This is a genomic window from Bradyrhizobium sp. 138, assembly GCF_023074075.1.
Lineage (GTDB): Bacteria > Pseudomonadota > Alphaproteobacteria > Rhizobiales > Xanthobacteraceae > Bradyrhizobium.
In genome coordinates, this window is the sequence record NZ_JADPKT010000016.1 from 253,731 (window position 1) to 269,402 (window position 15,672).

Genomic DNA, 15,672 nt, shown 5'->3' on the forward strand with positions numbered 1-15,672 from the left:
CTCACGCCGCGGCATCTGCCGCCGCCGCGGGCGCCGGTGCAAATTGCGAGGCGATGTCGCCGTGGAACACCGACGGCCCGACGTGATCGAGCGAGCTCTGGATGTCGGCCCAGATCTCGCCGCCGATATCGGTCCAGCGCTTGCAGAAGGCGAAGTCCTCGGACAGATACGTGCCGGTGGCCGGATCGATCATACATTCGAACAGCGCGAACCGGTTCGGGCTCGCGACCAGCGTGTCGTGCGAATGCTCGCGGAAGAATTGCAAGGACGCGTAGTCCGGATGGCGGCACATCGCCTCCAGCACGTGGCGCCGGATCATCAGGAAGCCGGTGCCGGCATAGCGTACGCGGGTAAAGCCGTTGACCACGACGATACGGTCGGGATCCTCGATTTCGAGCACATAGTCCAGCGACGCCGCCGCCACGTCGGCCCGGCCGGACTGGATCGCCCGCGCGGCCTTGTCCCAATTGACCCGCTTGATCGGATAGCAGCCGGCGACGACGTCCGCGCCGCATTCGATCAGCCGGAACACCTGCTCCGGCTTGAAGCCGATGTCGGCGTCGATGAACAGGAAATGCGTCGCCTTGGGATCGTCCAGGAACATCGCGACCAGATTGGCGCGTGCGCGGGTGATCAGCGCGTCGCCATCGCGCAAGAGAACCTTGAGCTCGAGATTGGACATGCCGTGCACGGCGCGCTGCAGCGCGAAGATCGAGCTTGCATAGATGCTCGACACCTGCCCGCCGAAGCAGGGCGTTGCCACCACCAATTGCATCTTGTCCGACATCGACAGCTCCGCCCCGCTCCAATCCTCACCAAGAGGTAAAGAGGCATGGTTAACGGCGTCTTAACGCGGCCTTACAGGAATTTGACGAGCGAGAGCTGCGCCAGATTCGAGGTCACCTGGTAGGACGCCTGCAGCGCGTTCTGCAGCGCCAGGATCTCGCTCGCGACCTGGTCGGGCGAAGCCGATTCCGCCTGGTCGATGATGGTCTGGAGCTGCGCCTTGGCCTGGGTCTGGCGCGTGCTCGCGTCCTTCATCGTGTTCTGGGCCATCGCGATGTCGGTCTGGATGTCCTCGATGCGCTGCTGGCCGGGCTGCTGGGTCAGCGCCTGCGTCACCCGCTGGCTCAGCGCGGCGACCTGCCCACCCGAATACTGACCGGTCGGCGAGGTCGAGAAGGTCCCGAACACCGCGATCGCCTGCAATTGGCGGCGGATCGCATCCTCATTCGCCTGGGCGCCATATTGCACCGTGATGGACTCGTCGACCCGCGCCATGGCGGTCGAGCGCGCCGAGCCGGGCCCGTCATTGCCCTGGTACCATTTCACGGTGGTGGCCGAGCCGTTCACCAGCGTCGTCGCCGAGCTTGCGGGCGAGGAGCCGACGCGCAACGGCGGCTGCGTGGCGGTCACGGGCGTCGAGGCGAAACCGAGCGAACCCAGCGCCCCCGTGTTGGAGCTGGTGATGTTCAGGCTCGCCGCATCGTCGGTGTTGATCTTGATCGAACCGCCATGGATGGTCGAGGGCTTCGACGTTCCCGTGATCTGGTCGATCTTGCTCATCAGCGTCTGGATGCTGTCGGTGACGTTGAGCTGGTTGCCGGTCGCGCCCGAGGCAACGAAGGTCAGCGTGGTGCCGTTGACGGTGATGGTGTCGCCGGCGACGAAGCCCGGCGAGATCGAATCCGAGGGGGTCGCGCCGGACAATGCCGTCGCGCCGCTGATCGGCGCCGGCGGCGCCGCCTGGTTGTTGACCGGCGTGCCGATCGCAGAGCTCGCCGTGTTGAAGAAATTATCGCCGGCAACGACCGCGGATGCCGCCACCAGCGAGGTGTTGGCGAGCTTGGTGATCGCGGTGTTCAGCGCCGTGTTGAGGTTCGCGGCCGTGTTGTTCGGGTTGACCGGGGTGCTCGCATCGATCGCAAAGCTGCCGAGCGGCGTCGGCGTCGCCGAGGATGCGGTCAGGTCGATCTGCTCGGTCGTGCCGTCCGGCAGCGTGAACTGTACGCTGAACTTGTCGCCGTTGTTCGGATTGACGCCGTTGAGATCGACCGAGAACGACACCGGCGATCCGCTCGGGCCGGTGACGGTCGCGCCGGTCAGTGTCGAGGACACCGCCTTGAGCTTGAGGCCAAACGGCGAGCCCGCGACGTCTTCCGAGACCTGGATCGAGCTCGGCGTCGGCTGCGTCTGCACCAGGCGGCCCATGCCGCTCGCGCCCAAATCGGCGGCCTGGCGCTCCGCCATCACGGTCTTGAATCCCGCCTGGGTGGTCGTGCCGTTGATGATGTCGCCGGCATCCGCGACCGGCTGCGTGTTGACGGCGGTTCCGGAGAACAGATAGCGGTTGCCCGTCTGCGTATTGAGCACGCCGACCATCGAGCCGAATTGGGCCGCGGCGGTGTTCTGCGCGATGGTCTGGCCGTTGACGTTGAGATCCTGCGCGGTATTGGCCGAGCCGGTCTGCACCGTGCTGCGGATCTTGGTCAGCGACTGCAACGCGGTGTTGGCGAGATTGATGCTGACATTGACGTTGGTGATCGTGTCGGTATAGGCGGCGATGTTGGAGAGCTGCGCGCGTCCGGCGATCGCAAAGCCCTCGTTGGTCCCCATCCCGGAATAGTTCTGCGACAGCTTGCCGGTCGAGAGCTGCGTCGACAGATCGGTGAGCTGCTGATTGATGTTGCGGATCTGCGCGCCGAGAACCGACGAGGAGTAGTTGATGCTGCTGATCGACATGTTTCAGAGCCCTGTTACTGCTTACCCTTGAGCCTGGAGCAACGTGTTCATCATGCTCTGCACCACCGACATGACGTGGGCGTTGGCGGCATAGGCATTCTGAAGCTGGATCAGGTTCGACATCTCCGAGTCCAGATTGACCTTGGAGGTCGAGTCGAACTTGGCCTGCAGGGTCGAGACCACGACGCTCTGACCCTGCTGGAGCTGCGTGGCCTGGGTCGCGGCGTTGGCCTGCACGCTCAGAAACTGCTGGAGAAAGTTCGAGACGCTGCCGCTGAAGGGCTGGCTCGCCGAGCCGAGGCCGCTCTGCGGCGAATAGGAGAACACCGCCGAGGTGAGCTGCGAGTAGAGATAGTCCGAACGCGTGGTGTCGCCCGCGGGCGTCACCGGCGAGGTGTTGTACACCGACATCCTGGTCGGGTCGTTGACCAGCTGCGTGTTCACGGCGATGCGCCCGGCAAGGCCGGTCATCTGCAAGCCCGAGGCGGTGATCGCGCCGGTATAAAGCGCCTGTCCGCCGTCGGTGAACAGCGGCAGCTGCGGATTGCCCGAGGTCAACGACGACATCGTCTTGCTGATCGAGGACGAATTGACCTTGGCAAGGCCGCTGTTGTCGTCCGTGACGCGCAACGTCGTGGCGGTCGCAGGCGACGGGGCAGCGGAGAAGGTCAGGTGCGAGCCTGACAGCGCCGTGTTGAGCGCGGACGCGATCGCGCCCATGCCGCCGGCGAAGTTGATGCCGATCCGCATCGGGTTGGCGTTCGTCGCGTTCTGCAGCGGCAGCGCCGCCGGATCGGTCACGTTGACGAGCGTGATCTGACGCTGCGTGTTGGTCGCGGCGTCCGTGTAGGTGATGTTGACCGTATTGCCCGGAAGGGCACCGGCGAGGTCGAGATCGAAGCCGGCCGGCGGGCCAGTCACCGTGCTGCCGGCCGTGGTCTTGTCGGACAGTGCGCTCGACATCGTCGCAGCGAGCTGGTCGATCTGGTTCTGCGCCTGCACCAATGTCTCGTCGCGCAGCTTCAGGTCGGCCGCGATCTGGCCGGACGAGACCACGTTGTTGGCGATGGCGTCGAGCTGCGAGCCGTTCGGCAGCTTGATGGTGAGCGCGCCGACGCCGGACTTGGACGGGTCGATGTTGTAGAGCGAGGTCGCCGACAGCGCGCCGGCGGAGGCAAAGGAGAATTCCGAGGCGAGCCCGGCGCCGACCAGCTGGATGCCGGTCGTGGTGTAGATGTTGGCCTGGTTCGAACCGTCGGTGGTGACGCGGACGTCGACATATTTCGACAGCGTGTTGATGGCCTGGTCGCGCTGGTCCATCAGCGTCGCGGCCGAGGGATCGTTGGCCGACAGGCCCTGGAGCTTGGTGTTGATCTCGGCGATCTGCTTCATCGCCGCATTGGCCGCCTGCGCCGAATTGCCGAGATCCTGCTCGACATTGGAGCGCAGCGACTGGATGCCTTTGGTGGTGAGGTTGAGCTGTGTCGCGAGCGCCTGTGCCGCGCCGAGCGCAACGGTCTGCGCCGACGACGCACCCGAGCTGGTCGACAGCGCCTGCAGCGCGGTGGTGAAATTGTTCAGCGCGGTTTCGAGCGTGCCGGAATTGCCGGGCGTGCCATAGACATTCTGAAGCTGCTTCAGGATGTTGGCCATCTGATCGGCGTAACCGCTGCCGCCGGTCTCGGTGCGCAGCTGGTTCAGCACATAGGTGTCGAGCTCCCGGCTGACGCCGGTCGTCATCGCCGTCGAGCCGAAGTCGCCGGTGGTGACCTCGATCTGGTTCGGCGTCTGGACGACGTAACCCGGCGTCTGCGCATTCGCGACGTTCGAGGAGACGATCGAGAGCGCGGCCTGGTTGGCACGCAGGCCGCTCATCGCACTGGCGAGGGCTGAACTCAAACCCATGTTTACTTGCCGCCTTTGGTTACGTTACGCGCTGATCAGCGCAACACGTTCAAGAGGTCCTGCACCATCGAATTCGCGGTCGTGATCACCTTGGTGTTGGCCGAATAGGCCTGCTGGGTGACGATCAGCTTGGTGAATTCGTCGGCGATGTCGGTGTTGGATCCCTCCAGCGAGGAGCCGCTGATGGTGCCCGAAGCGCCGTCGATGGCGTCACCCGACTGCTCGGTCGCGGCATAGGCGCCGCCGTCCATCGCCTTCAGATAGTTGGTGCCGTTGAAGTGCGACAGCTGAACCTGGGCGAGGTTGAGGTTCTGGCCGTTGGAGAAGGTGCCGACCACGATGCCGCTGTTGTTGACGGCGACCGAGCGAAGCTGACCGGCGGCATAGCCGTTCTGCGTGATGGTGTTGATGGTCACCGCGCCGCTGGTGCTGGCATATTGCGTCAGCCCGCCCGAGGAGATGTTGAAGGCGACGGAGCCCAGCGACTGACCGCTGACGCTGACGTTGTTGATGGTGATGCCCGAGCCGCTCGGCGAGGTTAGCGAGCCGTCGCTGGCAAAGGTGAAAGTCTGGCCGGTATTGACCCAGCCGACGGTCGTGCCGGTCGCGTTCGGGTCGGTCTGGTAGAACAGGTTCCAGCTATCCGAATGACCCGCGCCCAGCGAGGCGCTGTCGGTCTTGGCCCAGCGCAGTTGCAGGTTCACCGGCGTGCCGGCGGCATTGTAGGCAGTCACCGCGCCGCCGCTGATCGATTCCTTGGTGAAGGTGTCGATGTCGTTGCCGATCACGCCGCCGGTGCCGGCGGTGCCGCCGCCGTCGCGGTTCTTGGTGATGGTCGAGGTGAAGCCGAGCGCGGCGAAGGCAGCGCTGTTCGAGCTGGAGACCGACAGGTTGGAGACGGTGCCGGTGTTCAGCGTGATGACGCCGCCGCTGCTGACCGACGATCCCGACGCGCCGGACAAGGCGTCGATCTTGCCGAGCAGAGTCGTGACGTTGTCGGTGGTGAGGATCTGAGTGGCGCTGGGGACCGTGGGCGGCGAGACGAAAGTCAGTGTCTGGCCGTCGACGGTGATGGTGTCGCCGGCGGCGAAGCCGGACGAGAGCACCTGGGCGCCACCGGCGGTCGCCGAGCCGCTCAGCACCGTTGCTCCCGAGATCGCGGGCGAGGACAGCACGTTGCCGCCACGGGTCACGCTGCTGATGCCGAGCGCGGTGGCGGCAGTGCCGCTGCCGACCGCCACATCGGTGCCGGTGCCGCTCGATATCACGATGTTGCCGCTGGCGGAGAGCGAGGCCGTGACGCCGGCGCCGCCCGCGGTCTGGATCCCGTTCAGGATGTCTGCAACCGTCGCCGTCGTGCCGGCACCGAGACCAATCGTGGTGTTGTTGCCGACGGTCGAGACCGTCGTGCCGGCGTTGAAGGTGATGGTGTTGCCATTGATGGTCAGCGTCTGGCCGCTCAGCGCGGTGAGGATGCTGGAGGCGAGATGCGTGCCGACCGTGTTGTCGAGCGATGTGGTGGTCGAGGCCACCGCGGACGAATTGTTCTGGAGTGCGACCGTGCCCGTGGCCGACGTCGACGAGTAGGCCGAACGGATGTTGCCGGTGGCGGCTGCGCCTGAGACCGTGGCGTTGGCATAGGGCGCGGGAGGCGTGCCGACCGGCAGCGGGTTGGCGGCGAAGTCCGACGGGTTCAGCCCGCCGGCCGCCAGCAGCGTGCCGGTCGCCGCGGTGGTTTTCGCCACTGTGTTCGGCTGGGTCGGCAGGTTCGCAGCGTACTGAATCGAGGTGGTCGCCTGCGCCGGAATGAAGTTGTTCTGGAATTGCAGCACGTTTGCCACGCTGCCGGTCGGGTTGCCGGTCTTCGGGTCGACCGTGACGCCCATCAAATAGTAGCCGGCGCCGTTGACCAGGTTGCCGTTGGCATTGAGCTGGAAGTCGCCGCGCCGCGTGTAGTAGGTGACCCCGGTGAAGACAGGCACGTTGTCGACGACGCCGCTCGCCTTCTGGATCGAGAAGAAGCCGTCGCCGGTGATCGCCATGTTGGTGGCGACGGTGGAGCCGGAGATCGTGCCCTGCGTGGTGATGGTGGCCTTCGCATTGGCCGTCACGCCGCCCGCGACCTGCTTGCTCGGCACCGAGGAGTCGGGAATGAGATCGACGAAGCTGGTGCCGATGCCCTTGTAACCGGTGGTGGATGAGTTCGCGATGTTGCCGGAAATGTTCTGCAGCGCGTAGGACTGCGCCTGCAGGCCACCCACCGAGGTGTTCATTGCATCGAAGATACCCATAACTTTGTCTCCAAATCCGATCCCGGCGGCCGGTCGACCATGGCCGCAGTCGGGGGAGACAGTCGCAAGGGCTATGCCAATGCGGGTATCTTCAGGAAATCAATGACTTAATGAAAAAGCCCCGGCCTGATGACAGGGGCACAATTGCCGGGACCGGCAACAATTGCCGGGAGAAATTGTCGTTCCGGAGCGATGCGAACGCTCAAAGCGGAATGTGTTTTGGTGGGATCGATGCGTACCAAGAGCTCCGATCACCTCTCCCATAGGGAGAGGTGATCCTCGACCGAGCCTTAGGTCGCCGATGCGGCCGCGGGGTGGAAGACCAGCCCGAACCCGTCGATGCAATAGCGCAATCCGGTCGGCTTCGGGCCGTCGTCGAAGACGTGGCCGAGATGGCCGCCGCAGCGCCGGCAATGCACCTCGGTGCGAACCATGCCGTAGGCCCGGTCCTCGGTCTTGCCGACATTGCCTTCGATCGGCGCATAGAAGCTCGGCCAGCCGGTGCCGCTCTCGAATTTGGTCTCCGAGGCAAACAGCGGCAGGTCGCAGCCGGCGCAGGCGAAGATGCCCTTGCGATGCTCCTTCAGCAGCGGGCTGGAGCCGGGCCGCTCGGTGCCGTGCTTGCGCAGGATCTCATATTGCTGCGGCGTGAGCTGGGCGCGCCATTCAGCCTCGGTCTTCGTGATCTCGAACTTTTCCATGGCCTTCTCGCCAGCCTCGGCGGGCGATCCTCTCAGCCAGCGGAAGGCCGAAAGGCCGAACAGGCCGGCGGCAGTCGTTAGCAGGATGCGGCGGTCAAACATCTCATTCTCCGTGCGCGGGCAGTCCACGCCCTGAGATACGGGCTTTAACGGCCGACGTTACATGTCCGGGTGGGATTTCTCTCAACTTATTGAGAGGCGCCATCATGCGAGGCCGGTTCCACGGCCTGCTCGCCCTCTCGGGCTGCAGGTTTCGGTGGAGCCGGCTGCGGCCGAACGCCGGGCGGCGGGCGGCGCGGACCGGTGCCTGCGGCCCGGTTGGCTTCGGCGAGGCGCGCCTCGCGCTCCCTGTCCTTGACCCTGGCATGTTCGCGGTAACGGGCGAGCGAGCCTGCGGCGGCAGAACTCGCCCTGCCCCAGATCCCGACCAGCTGGCCTGCGACGCGCCCGGTGGCGCCGCCCGCCCAGACCAGCTCGAACGGCGAGAACAGCTTCCAGCGCTCATCGCCCCGCAGAATGCTGCGCGCGATCATCTGCCCGGCCATGGCGGAGGTGTTCATGCCCTGCCGGCCGAACCCGCTCGCCACCCACAGGCCTTTGCGCAACTGGCCGATCTGCGGCATGCCGTGCACGGTCTGGCCGGTTGCGCCGCCGAACGTCTCGATGATCTCGACATTGCCGAGCGCCGGGAAGATCGTGCGGATCCGCCGCCTGACGGCGCCCGCAAAGCGCTGCGGCCGCGCGGCCCAGGTGGTCTCCGGGCTCTCCCACATCAGGCGGTCGCCGTCGACGATGCGGAAATGGTCGACGCCGTCGGAATCCATCACCGATCCCTTGAAGGCGATCAGCTCGTGCACGCGCTCACCGAGCGGCGCGGTGATTCCGGCGTAGCGCCAGACCGGCAGCAGCGTCTCCGACAGGCGCTTCAAGGGCGCGCCGAGATGGATGTTGCCCGCGAGCACGATATGGGTGGCGCGCAGCCGTGCCGAGGGCGTGACGATGCGCTTGCGGATGCCGGAATGATCGATGCTGACGACCGGCGTATCCTCGAAGATGCGGGCGCCTGCCCGCCGCGCCAAGGCCGCGAGGCCGTGCACATATTTGCGGCCGTCGACCTGAAATGCCTTCGGATAATACACACCGTGGAAGTAGCGGTCGGTCTTGAGCACCTCGCGAACGCGGTCGACCTGCCAACCCTCGACCTCGGTGTCGAAATCCTCGTGCAGCATCTGCAACCGGCTGATCAGCCGGTCGCCTGCATCGACATTGGAGACCTCCAGCACGCCGTCGCTCCTGGCGATTCCCGGCATGTTCTCTTCGGTGGCGGTGGTCCTGACGAACTCGGCGCCCTCCTTCGACAGCGTCCACAATTCGCGCGCGTCCTCGAAGCCGATGCGCTCGATCAAATCGGTGAGCGGCAGCGCAAAGCCCGGCATGACGGTGCCGAGCTGGTTGCCGGACGCGTTCCAGCCGATGTGGCGGCCCTCGAGCACCGCGACACTGGCCCCGAGCCGGGCCGCCTCCAGCGCGATGGTGAGCCCGGCGAGCCCCGCACCGATGACGCAGATGTCGGCGTCGAGGTCGAACGACAGCCGCGTGCGGTCGCGAAAGCCGGCTTCTTCCTGGGACACGCTTGTGAAAGTCTCGCTCATGTCGTTTTCTTAGAGCATGATCCGGAAAAGTGCGCAGCGGTTTTCCGATAAGATCATCCTGAAATAACAACTTGATACCAACCGGGCCCTGTCAGCTTGTCCTCAACCGGCGCCCGTAGATTATTCTGGACGTGGAACGATTCGAGAATGCCATGCGCCGTTTGATGTTGCTGCGTCACGCCAAGACCGAGACTGACGCGCCGAGCGGCCGTGACCAGGACCGCCGGCTCGACGAGCGCGGCCACAGGGACGCCGCCCAGATCGGCGACTGGATCGCCGCCCATCCGCCCTTCCCCGATACCGTCCTGGTGTCGCACGCCGTCCGGGCCCGGCAGACCTGGGACATCGCCTGGGAGGCGATGAAGGACCGCGTCCCGAGGCCGCAGGTCGAGATCCTGCCCGAACTCTACGGCGCCGATCCCGCGCAGATCCTGGACTCCATTCGCACGGCAACGGCCCCGGCCGCCCCCAAGCAATTGCTGCTGGTGGCCCACAATCCCGGCATGCACGAGGCCGCCTTGATGCTGATGGGCGGCGGCGATCCTGATGGCGCCAGGGCGCTCGCCGACAATCTTCCCACGTCAGGACTTGCGATCTTCGACTTTGACGTCAAGGATTGGGGTGACGTGGCCTACCGCCGCGGCAAGCTGGTGCTGTTCACCAGCCCCAAGCTGCTTCGATCGGGCTGACCGCGCGACGTGACGACAAGACGTGCTGACTGGAAGATTTGGAGGCGCAGATGTTCAAGTCCATCCTCGTGCCCATCGACCTCGCCGACACCGATCTGGCCAAGCCGGCGATCGCAACCGCGGCGACATTGTCTCAGACCTGGAGCGGCACGGTCCGCCTGCTCAACGTGCTGCCGATGACGCCGGTGATGCTGGCCGAATACGTGCCGGCCGATTTCGACGAGCAGCAGCGCCAGACCTCGGAAGAGGCGCTTGCCATCGTCGCCCGCGAATCCGGCATCGAACAAGGGCGGATCTCCAGCGTGGTGCGCCAGGGCGGCATCTACCACGAGATCCTGGAAGAGGCGACGCACATGAAGGCCGATTTGATCGTCATGACCTCGCACCGGCCGGCGATGCGCACCTATTTCCTCGGCTCCAACGCCGGCCATGTCGTGCGCTACGCAAAATGCTCGGTGCTGGTGGTGAGGCATTGAGCGTTACACCCGGTTCTGTTCGTAGCCCAGTTGGAGCGAAACGTAGCCGGTATTCTATCCACGCACTCGACGACCTGGAAAACCTCCACGGCGTCACCATGATCAATCTGCGCGCGTGGCGGCATGCGGGACGGCGGCACGCGCGGAAGCGAAAAGACGAGCTATTGCAGACCTAGGTCGACGGCGCAGTTGGCTTCGTTGATGGCGTCAATTGTGGGTGAGCAATTCCTTCCGGGCCGGTCGCGATGACGACGACGCGTGCCGGAATTGCCGCCCTTAAGCGCTATGACTCCAGCCTCTTCCGATCTCTTGCCAGCGGAGCCGCGACTCACTGGGGTAGCTACCCAATACGTTCTCTCGTCAAGGCTTCATGCCTAGCATTTTTCTGTGTTGACACACCTATTTTCGATGGGCACGCCCGCATCGAACCAGATAGTTTTCCTCGACCTATACCTGAGTTGTCCACAGGGGGTGCGCATTGGCGTCTTATCGCGAGATGCATGCTGTTGGCAGCGATCCTGTTCGGGTCCGCAACCTGGCGCTGAGCCTGCTTGCCTTGGCAAAGACGGCCGAGAACGTCTTTACCGAATGGGAGCTGACGTTTCTTCAGGACATTGCAAAGCAGTCAGCCGAGACCATCGCGCTCTCGCCCAAGGAGCGGAAGGAGTTCAAGTTCAGCAAGGAGCGCGCGGAGGCATTACTTGCTTTGCGCGACTTCCGCCTCACGACGTTGCAAGCTGAAACGCTGTTTGAAATCCGAGACGCGACAGAGCTGCACCGAGAGATCTGCGGGATCAGCGTGAAGAACCTGATCACCCGCTGCTACGAGGCCCGGCTTGATCTCAGCGAAGCTGACGAAGAGTTCATCGAGCGGCTCTGGCAGCGAGGCGTCACCGAACTGCGCCGCAACGATCTGTCCCGGCTCAAGAGGTGCAGCAAGCAACTTGGCGAGTTGGAAGATTATATGTGAGCGCGGCACGTTGATGGCGGACAACTTTTCCAACTTCAAATCGGCCATTGTCTGGCCGGACCTAAACGAGCCTGAGGAAAGGTCGACTCGCGACTTCGTTTCCGCTGAGCGTCGCAATGGTGAAGGCGGTCGAATGCGCGGCCGAAAGCGTCACCATGTCAGGCATCAGTGAGAGCCCGATAGAAACGATCTTCGGCGCGAAGCTAGCGCTCGCTTTAAGATCGGTCTGCGAAGACCTGGGCTGGACGTTCTCGGTCGGCGCACGGTGCGATGCCGACGTCTCACTGCATCCCCAATATCCGCTACGCCGGTTCCGATACGACTTCGCGATCCTTGCCAAAGGGCAGTCCCAGCCGCTCGTCTTGATCGAATGCGACGGGAAGGAGTTTCTCTCGACCGAAGAGCAGCAGGCCAACGACCGACTTAAGGACGGAGCCGCATTGAAGGCCGAAGTTCGGCTTGTCCGGTTTTCCGGTTCGGAGATCAACTCAGACATCGACCGCTGCATCCGGCGCACCTTGCAGTCTATGGCCGCTTAGCCCGGGGATGCCGCCGGCTGGACCATGACATCGAAGCCTGAGCAGCGGCCGATGGATTGAATCTGAGAGAGATTGCGCTTGCCTCGACATTCGGAGGCCCAATAGTCCTCGCTTGGGTAGGCGTCACGCGCAAGGCATGGACGCCATCCTTCTCCAAGGCTCGTAGCCCGGATGGAGCGCAGCGCAATCCGGGGGCCGCTGTATCCGCTTAGATAGAATCCCGGATTACGCTTCGCTCCATCCGGGCTACAAGACTTGTGTTCAGGCACTGAACTCGGAGCAATGTCGTGAAACAATGGTGGCGGAGATGGACCTACGAGGTCCCGCTCGCGATCGGTGATGGGCTGTGGGAGGTGCTGGTGGTCCAACTGGTCGCGCTGCTGGACAGACTGACCGTGCGAAAGGTGATCGCCTTCATCCCGGTCGCCGTCATCGTGCTAGCCTACTACCACAGAATCCCGATTCCACCGGAGCTGATGCTGATCGGCGATTTCCTCGCCTATATCGACATCTTCTCGGCGTTGTTCCTGCTCGGCGTGCTGAGCCGCGTCACGACGATCCTGTTCGTGGTCGGACAGGCGGCCGCGCGTGTTGCCCTGTTGGTCCGTACCGTCGTTGCGCATGTGCAGCGCCTGGACGTCCGGCACCGGCGCGCATGCGGGGCGCCAACGAGGCCGCAGCGCAAGCTCGACCGGTCCGAGGACGATCTGGCTTATGGAAGTGTGTGGGACCAGGTCGCGATCGCCTGATCCCGGATGTCGCTATGCTCGCCCAGGCCGCAATGCGGAAGCGGTGACAATTGGTTTGGCAAAACAGGTGGGCATAGCGGCAATTGGCATTGCATTCGGCCAGCTGCGTAGCCATCTGCCGTTCAGCGACGACGCAGACCAAGCTCTCGCAGCGACGCCGATCTGAGTTCGAGCCAACGCGACTCATCCCGCGGCCAATTCCAGTCAGTGCCGTTGGAGTCAGGTCCAAGCATGCAAATCCGTGTCGGCTTCGAAATGGTCTACGACTTCCAGCAAGTCACGCCATTAATCGCGATGGTCGGGACGCATTTCACGCGAGCATCCGATGTTGTTATACCGGATCACCTCCTCACCTCGCCTTCTGTTCAGATCACGCCCTACCGCGACAGCTTCGGGAACTGGTGCAGCCGGATCGTCGCGCCCGCCGGCCGTATGTGCCTTTCTGCCGACGGGATGGTGCGCGATAGCGGCTTGCCTGATATGATCGTGCCTTCAGCTGCGCAGCACGCGGTTGAGGATCTTCCATCGGACACCATCCTCTATCTACTCGGCAGCCGGTATTGCGAGACGGATCGGCTTTCCGACATCGCATGGAAGCTGTTCGAGAAAACCGCGCCCGGCTGGCCGCGCGTCCAGGCGATCTGCGATTTCGTTCACGATCACATCGCGTTTGGATACGAGCACGCGCGCCCGACCATGACGGCATGGGAGGTCTTCAACGAGCGAAAGGGCGTCTGCCGGGACTATGCGCATCTCGCCATCGCGTTCTGCCGCTGCATGAACATTCCAGCGCGCTACTGCACCGGCTATCTTGGCGATATCGGCATTCCGCCGCCCCACGCCCCCGGCGACTTTGCAGGTTGGTTCGATGCCTATCTCGGGGGTCGCTGGCACACCTTCGATGCACGCAACAACACTCCGCGGATCGGCCGTGTCCTGATCGCCCAAGGCCGCGACGCGGCGGATGTTCCAATTGTTCAAACGTTCGGGCCAAGCGAGCTCATCAGCTTCAAGGTGTGGACCGATGAACTCGTGTGAGCCGCTCGTCCCAGTCAATTGAGCGCAAACCGGACGAGATTGACCTCGCTAATTGGCAGGGCGGGTGCTACAGGGTTGGCATCACCGCGCGCTTCTTGGCTGTTATCGGTGACTGAGAGCATTGCGCTCCCGCCTCCAAATGAAAGAAGGCGGTCAGATGTCCGATTTGGTCAAATTCGACATTCGTGAGTGGCTCGTTCCGCCGTTATTGGTGCCCATCTTCCTGGTGCTGCTGATCGCGATCGCGGCCGTTCTTTAGCGTCCGTTCAATTGCCCTGCACCAACGGGCAGGCGCGGTCCTGAGCCAAGACTCAAAGCCGAGACTCAAGCCACGACTCAAAGCCGAGACTCAAGCCAAGGCGCGAGCAGAGACAGGAGGCGGGAATGGCAAACACAGCAATCATCCGGGATGCCTACGGCGTTCCGGCGATCTTCGTGGGTTCGAGAACAGGCCGGGACGATGCTCCCTTTGTTTTCGTGAGGGTCGGAGATGAGGAGCGCAGGATGCGCTGGTCCGAATGGGATGCTCTTCCGGCCTGGACCGGGGAGCGTCCGACGTGGGCGAGTAGATCAAAGTAGCGATGGAGTGTTGAACATGAAGACGGCTCGAACAAGCACCGCGGCGCTTTTGCTGGCATCGGCACTGTGCACCTTCACGCCGGCAGCTTTCGCTGCGGACCCGAACTGCCGTGCGATCGAAAGCACCGGCGCGCGCCTCTCTTGTTACGATGCGGCATTTCCTCCGAAGCAAGCAAACCCGCCGAAACCAGGCATCGACTCATCGTCAGGCTACAAGGATCCGTTTCTTGCGGAAGAAGCCCGAACCGCCGCGAAGCTGAAGAATATTTGCCGCGGTTGCTGAGTTTCACCGACCGCGGACGTGCGCCGAATATCGCACTCCAATTCAGAGGGCCATGAATGACGAAAGAAAATCCGAAAGGTGGCCGAGTGCTCCGCCAACGAAAGCGTGCTCTTCATATGGCCGGTGCGGTACCGGATGACAGGGCCGACAGTTCCGCGAGTTCCAACGACCAATCGAAGAGAAAGCTGCGCCTGCTTGATGGGCCTACGGAATTCAGAACTGTCCGCGTCGATCGTTCAAATGGCCCTTCAAGCGATGATAAGTGATCCAGCCAGCGGCGACTCCTGCGCAGTTTGCCGATAGTTCCTGCGCGGAACGTAACAAAGCCCTCGCTATTCAGCAGATAAGGGCGCATCGTCTCGTTACCGCCGAGCGGCCCTTAGCATCTATCGGTGGTGTGAACGCCAGTTGCGCTCCCGCTCAACCCCGCAGCGGAGCATCAAAATGCCGGCTCGACGATCCCCAGAACCATCATCGACATTCGAATACCGCTTGGCGCAAGAGGCACTCAACCTTCGTCAGCAGGCCAAAGGGATGCCAGCTGGTATCCGCCGCGCGGAGCTTTTGCGAAAAGCCCGGCAGATCGACGTTGCCGGAGAGGTCAACAATTGGCTGACCTCGCCGGGACTGTTGGCGCCGCTTTAGGTCTCCACCTCCAATACGCTGAACCTCGGCCCGACGCGTGGAGACCAATTGGTATCGGGATTTTACTCTCACCCTCCCGGGCTGATCAGCCGCCGCCTGCGCTTTATCTCAAGCGGGCGGCGTTTTTGCCTGTGGCAGAAAGCCGTCGCCGGGACTGCCCCCCGCAACCAAGAGTGATGTCAAGTGCCTCCCAGCGGGGTCGCTGAAAGAGCGACTTTGAACATGATCGCCGTTGCGTTGAGCTGAACGCTTCTCGTCGCCCGATTACGCTCCCTCCACTCGGGCTACAAGGTACAATCCCTTGCGTTGCCCGACGAGGCTGAGCAAGAATTGGTTCGTTGGCGGTCCTAGGCCGTAGCGAACGGGGTGATTGCGAGCGGGGGCTGAAATATTCGCCAGAAGGTCGCTAGAGC

The 15,672-nt window shown here is 63.5% G+C and carries 13 protein-coding genes; 7 read left to right on the plus strand and 6 right to left on the minus strand.

All coding sequences use genetic code 11. The features are described 5' to 3' along the window. Position 1 precedes the first annotated feature (1 nt). The 6 genes from IVA79_RS10135 to IVA79_RS10160 all read right to left on the minus strand — a co-directional run bounded on the left by IVA79_RS10135 (position 2) and on the right by IVA79_RS10160 (position 9,291). The gene (locus IVA79_RS10135) at positions 2 to 787 is read right to left on the minus strand and encodes a hypothetical protein (RefSeq protein WP_247552427.1); all 786 of its coding nucleotides are present in this window, start codon (positions 785 to 787) and stop codon (positions 2 to 4) included. Between the two features lie 71 nt (positions 788 to 858). Beyond that, positions 859 to 2,742 (minus strand): flagellar protein, encoded by a 1,884-nt coding sequence (locus IVA79_RS10140; protein WP_247552429.1) that lies wholly within the window; start codon positions 2,740 to 2,742, stop codon positions 859 to 861. 21 nt (positions 2,743 to 2,763) lie between these two features. After that, positions 2,764 to 4,647: a flagellar hook-associated protein FlgK gene (gene flgK, locus IVA79_RS10145; RefSeq protein WP_247552431.1), complete on the minus strand. Its 1,884-nt coding sequence runs from the start codon at positions 4,645 to 4,647 to the stop codon at positions 2,764 to 2,766. A gap of 35 nt (positions 4,648 to 4,682) precedes the next feature. Further along, positions 4,683 to 6,938 (minus strand): flagellar hook-basal body complex protein, encoded by a 2,256-nt coding sequence (locus IVA79_RS10150; protein WP_247552433.1) that lies wholly within the window; start codon positions 6,936 to 6,938, stop codon positions 4,683 to 4,685. A 290-nt stretch (positions 6,939 to 7,228) separates the two neighbouring features. Next, complete coding sequence (msrB, locus tag IVA79_RS10155) at positions 7,229 to 7,741, minus strand: peptide-methionine (R)-S-oxide reductase MsrB (protein WP_247552435.1); 513 nt, start codon at positions 7,739 to 7,741, stop codon at positions 7,229 to 7,231. 86 nt (positions 7,742 to 7,827) lie between these two features. Further along, positions 7,828 to 9,291, minus strand: a complete 1,464-nt coding sequence (locus tag IVA79_RS10160; RefSeq protein ID WP_247552437.1) for an FAD-binding oxidoreductase — start codon at positions 9,289 to 9,291, stop codon at positions 7,828 to 7,830. Positions 9,292 to 9,443: 152 nt separating this feature from the next. On the opposite strand from IVA79_RS10160, the gene IVA79_RS10165 reads away from it, so the two are divergent. The 7 genes from IVA79_RS10165 to IVA79_RS10195 all read left to right on the plus strand — a co-directional run bounded on the left by IVA79_RS10165 (position 9,444) and on the right by IVA79_RS10195 (position 14,614). Further along, complete coding sequence (locus IVA79_RS10165; RefSeq protein ID WP_247552439.1) at positions 9,444 to 9,980, plus strand: histidine phosphatase family protein; 537 nt, start codon at positions 9,444 to 9,446, stop codon at positions 9,978 to 9,980. A gap of 50 nt (positions 9,981 to 10,030) precedes the next feature. Next, positions 10,031 to 10,456: a universal stress protein gene (locus IVA79_RS10170; RefSeq protein WP_247552441.1), complete on the plus strand. Its 426-nt coding sequence runs from the start codon at positions 10,031 to 10,033 to the stop codon at positions 10,454 to 10,456. 478 nt (positions 10,457 to 10,934) lie between these two features. Beyond that, positions 10,935 to 11,426 carry a hypothetical protein gene (locus IVA79_RS10175; RefSeq protein WP_247552443.1) on the plus strand — a complete coding sequence of 164 codons (492 nt, stop codon included), beginning with the start codon at positions 10,935 to 10,937 and terminating at the stop codon, positions 11,424 to 11,426. Positions 11,427 to 11,542: 116 nt separating this feature from the next. Further along, complete coding sequence (locus IVA79_RS10180; protein WP_247552445.1) at positions 11,543 to 11,965, plus strand: endonuclease domain-containing protein; 423 nt, start codon at positions 11,543 to 11,545, stop codon at positions 11,963 to 11,965. Between the two features lie 287 nt (positions 11,966 to 12,252). Continuing rightward, positions 12,253 to 12,714, plus strand: a complete 462-nt coding sequence (locus IVA79_RS10185; RefSeq protein ID WP_247552447.1) for a hypothetical protein — start codon at positions 12,253 to 12,255, stop codon at positions 12,712 to 12,714. A 231-nt stretch (positions 12,715 to 12,945) separates the two neighbouring features. Further along, positions 12,946 to 13,752, plus strand: a complete 807-nt coding sequence (locus IVA79_RS10190) for a transglutaminase family protein (protein ID WP_247552449.1) — start codon at positions 12,946 to 12,948, stop codon at positions 13,750 to 13,752. A 595-nt stretch (positions 13,753 to 14,347) separates the two neighbouring features. After that, positions 14,348 to 14,614, plus strand: coding sequence for a type VI secretion protein (locus tag IVA79_RS10195; protein WP_247552451.1), 267 nt, complete (start codon positions 14,348 to 14,350; stop codon positions 14,612 to 14,614). Positions 14,615 to 15,672: the final 1,058 nt, after the last annotated feature.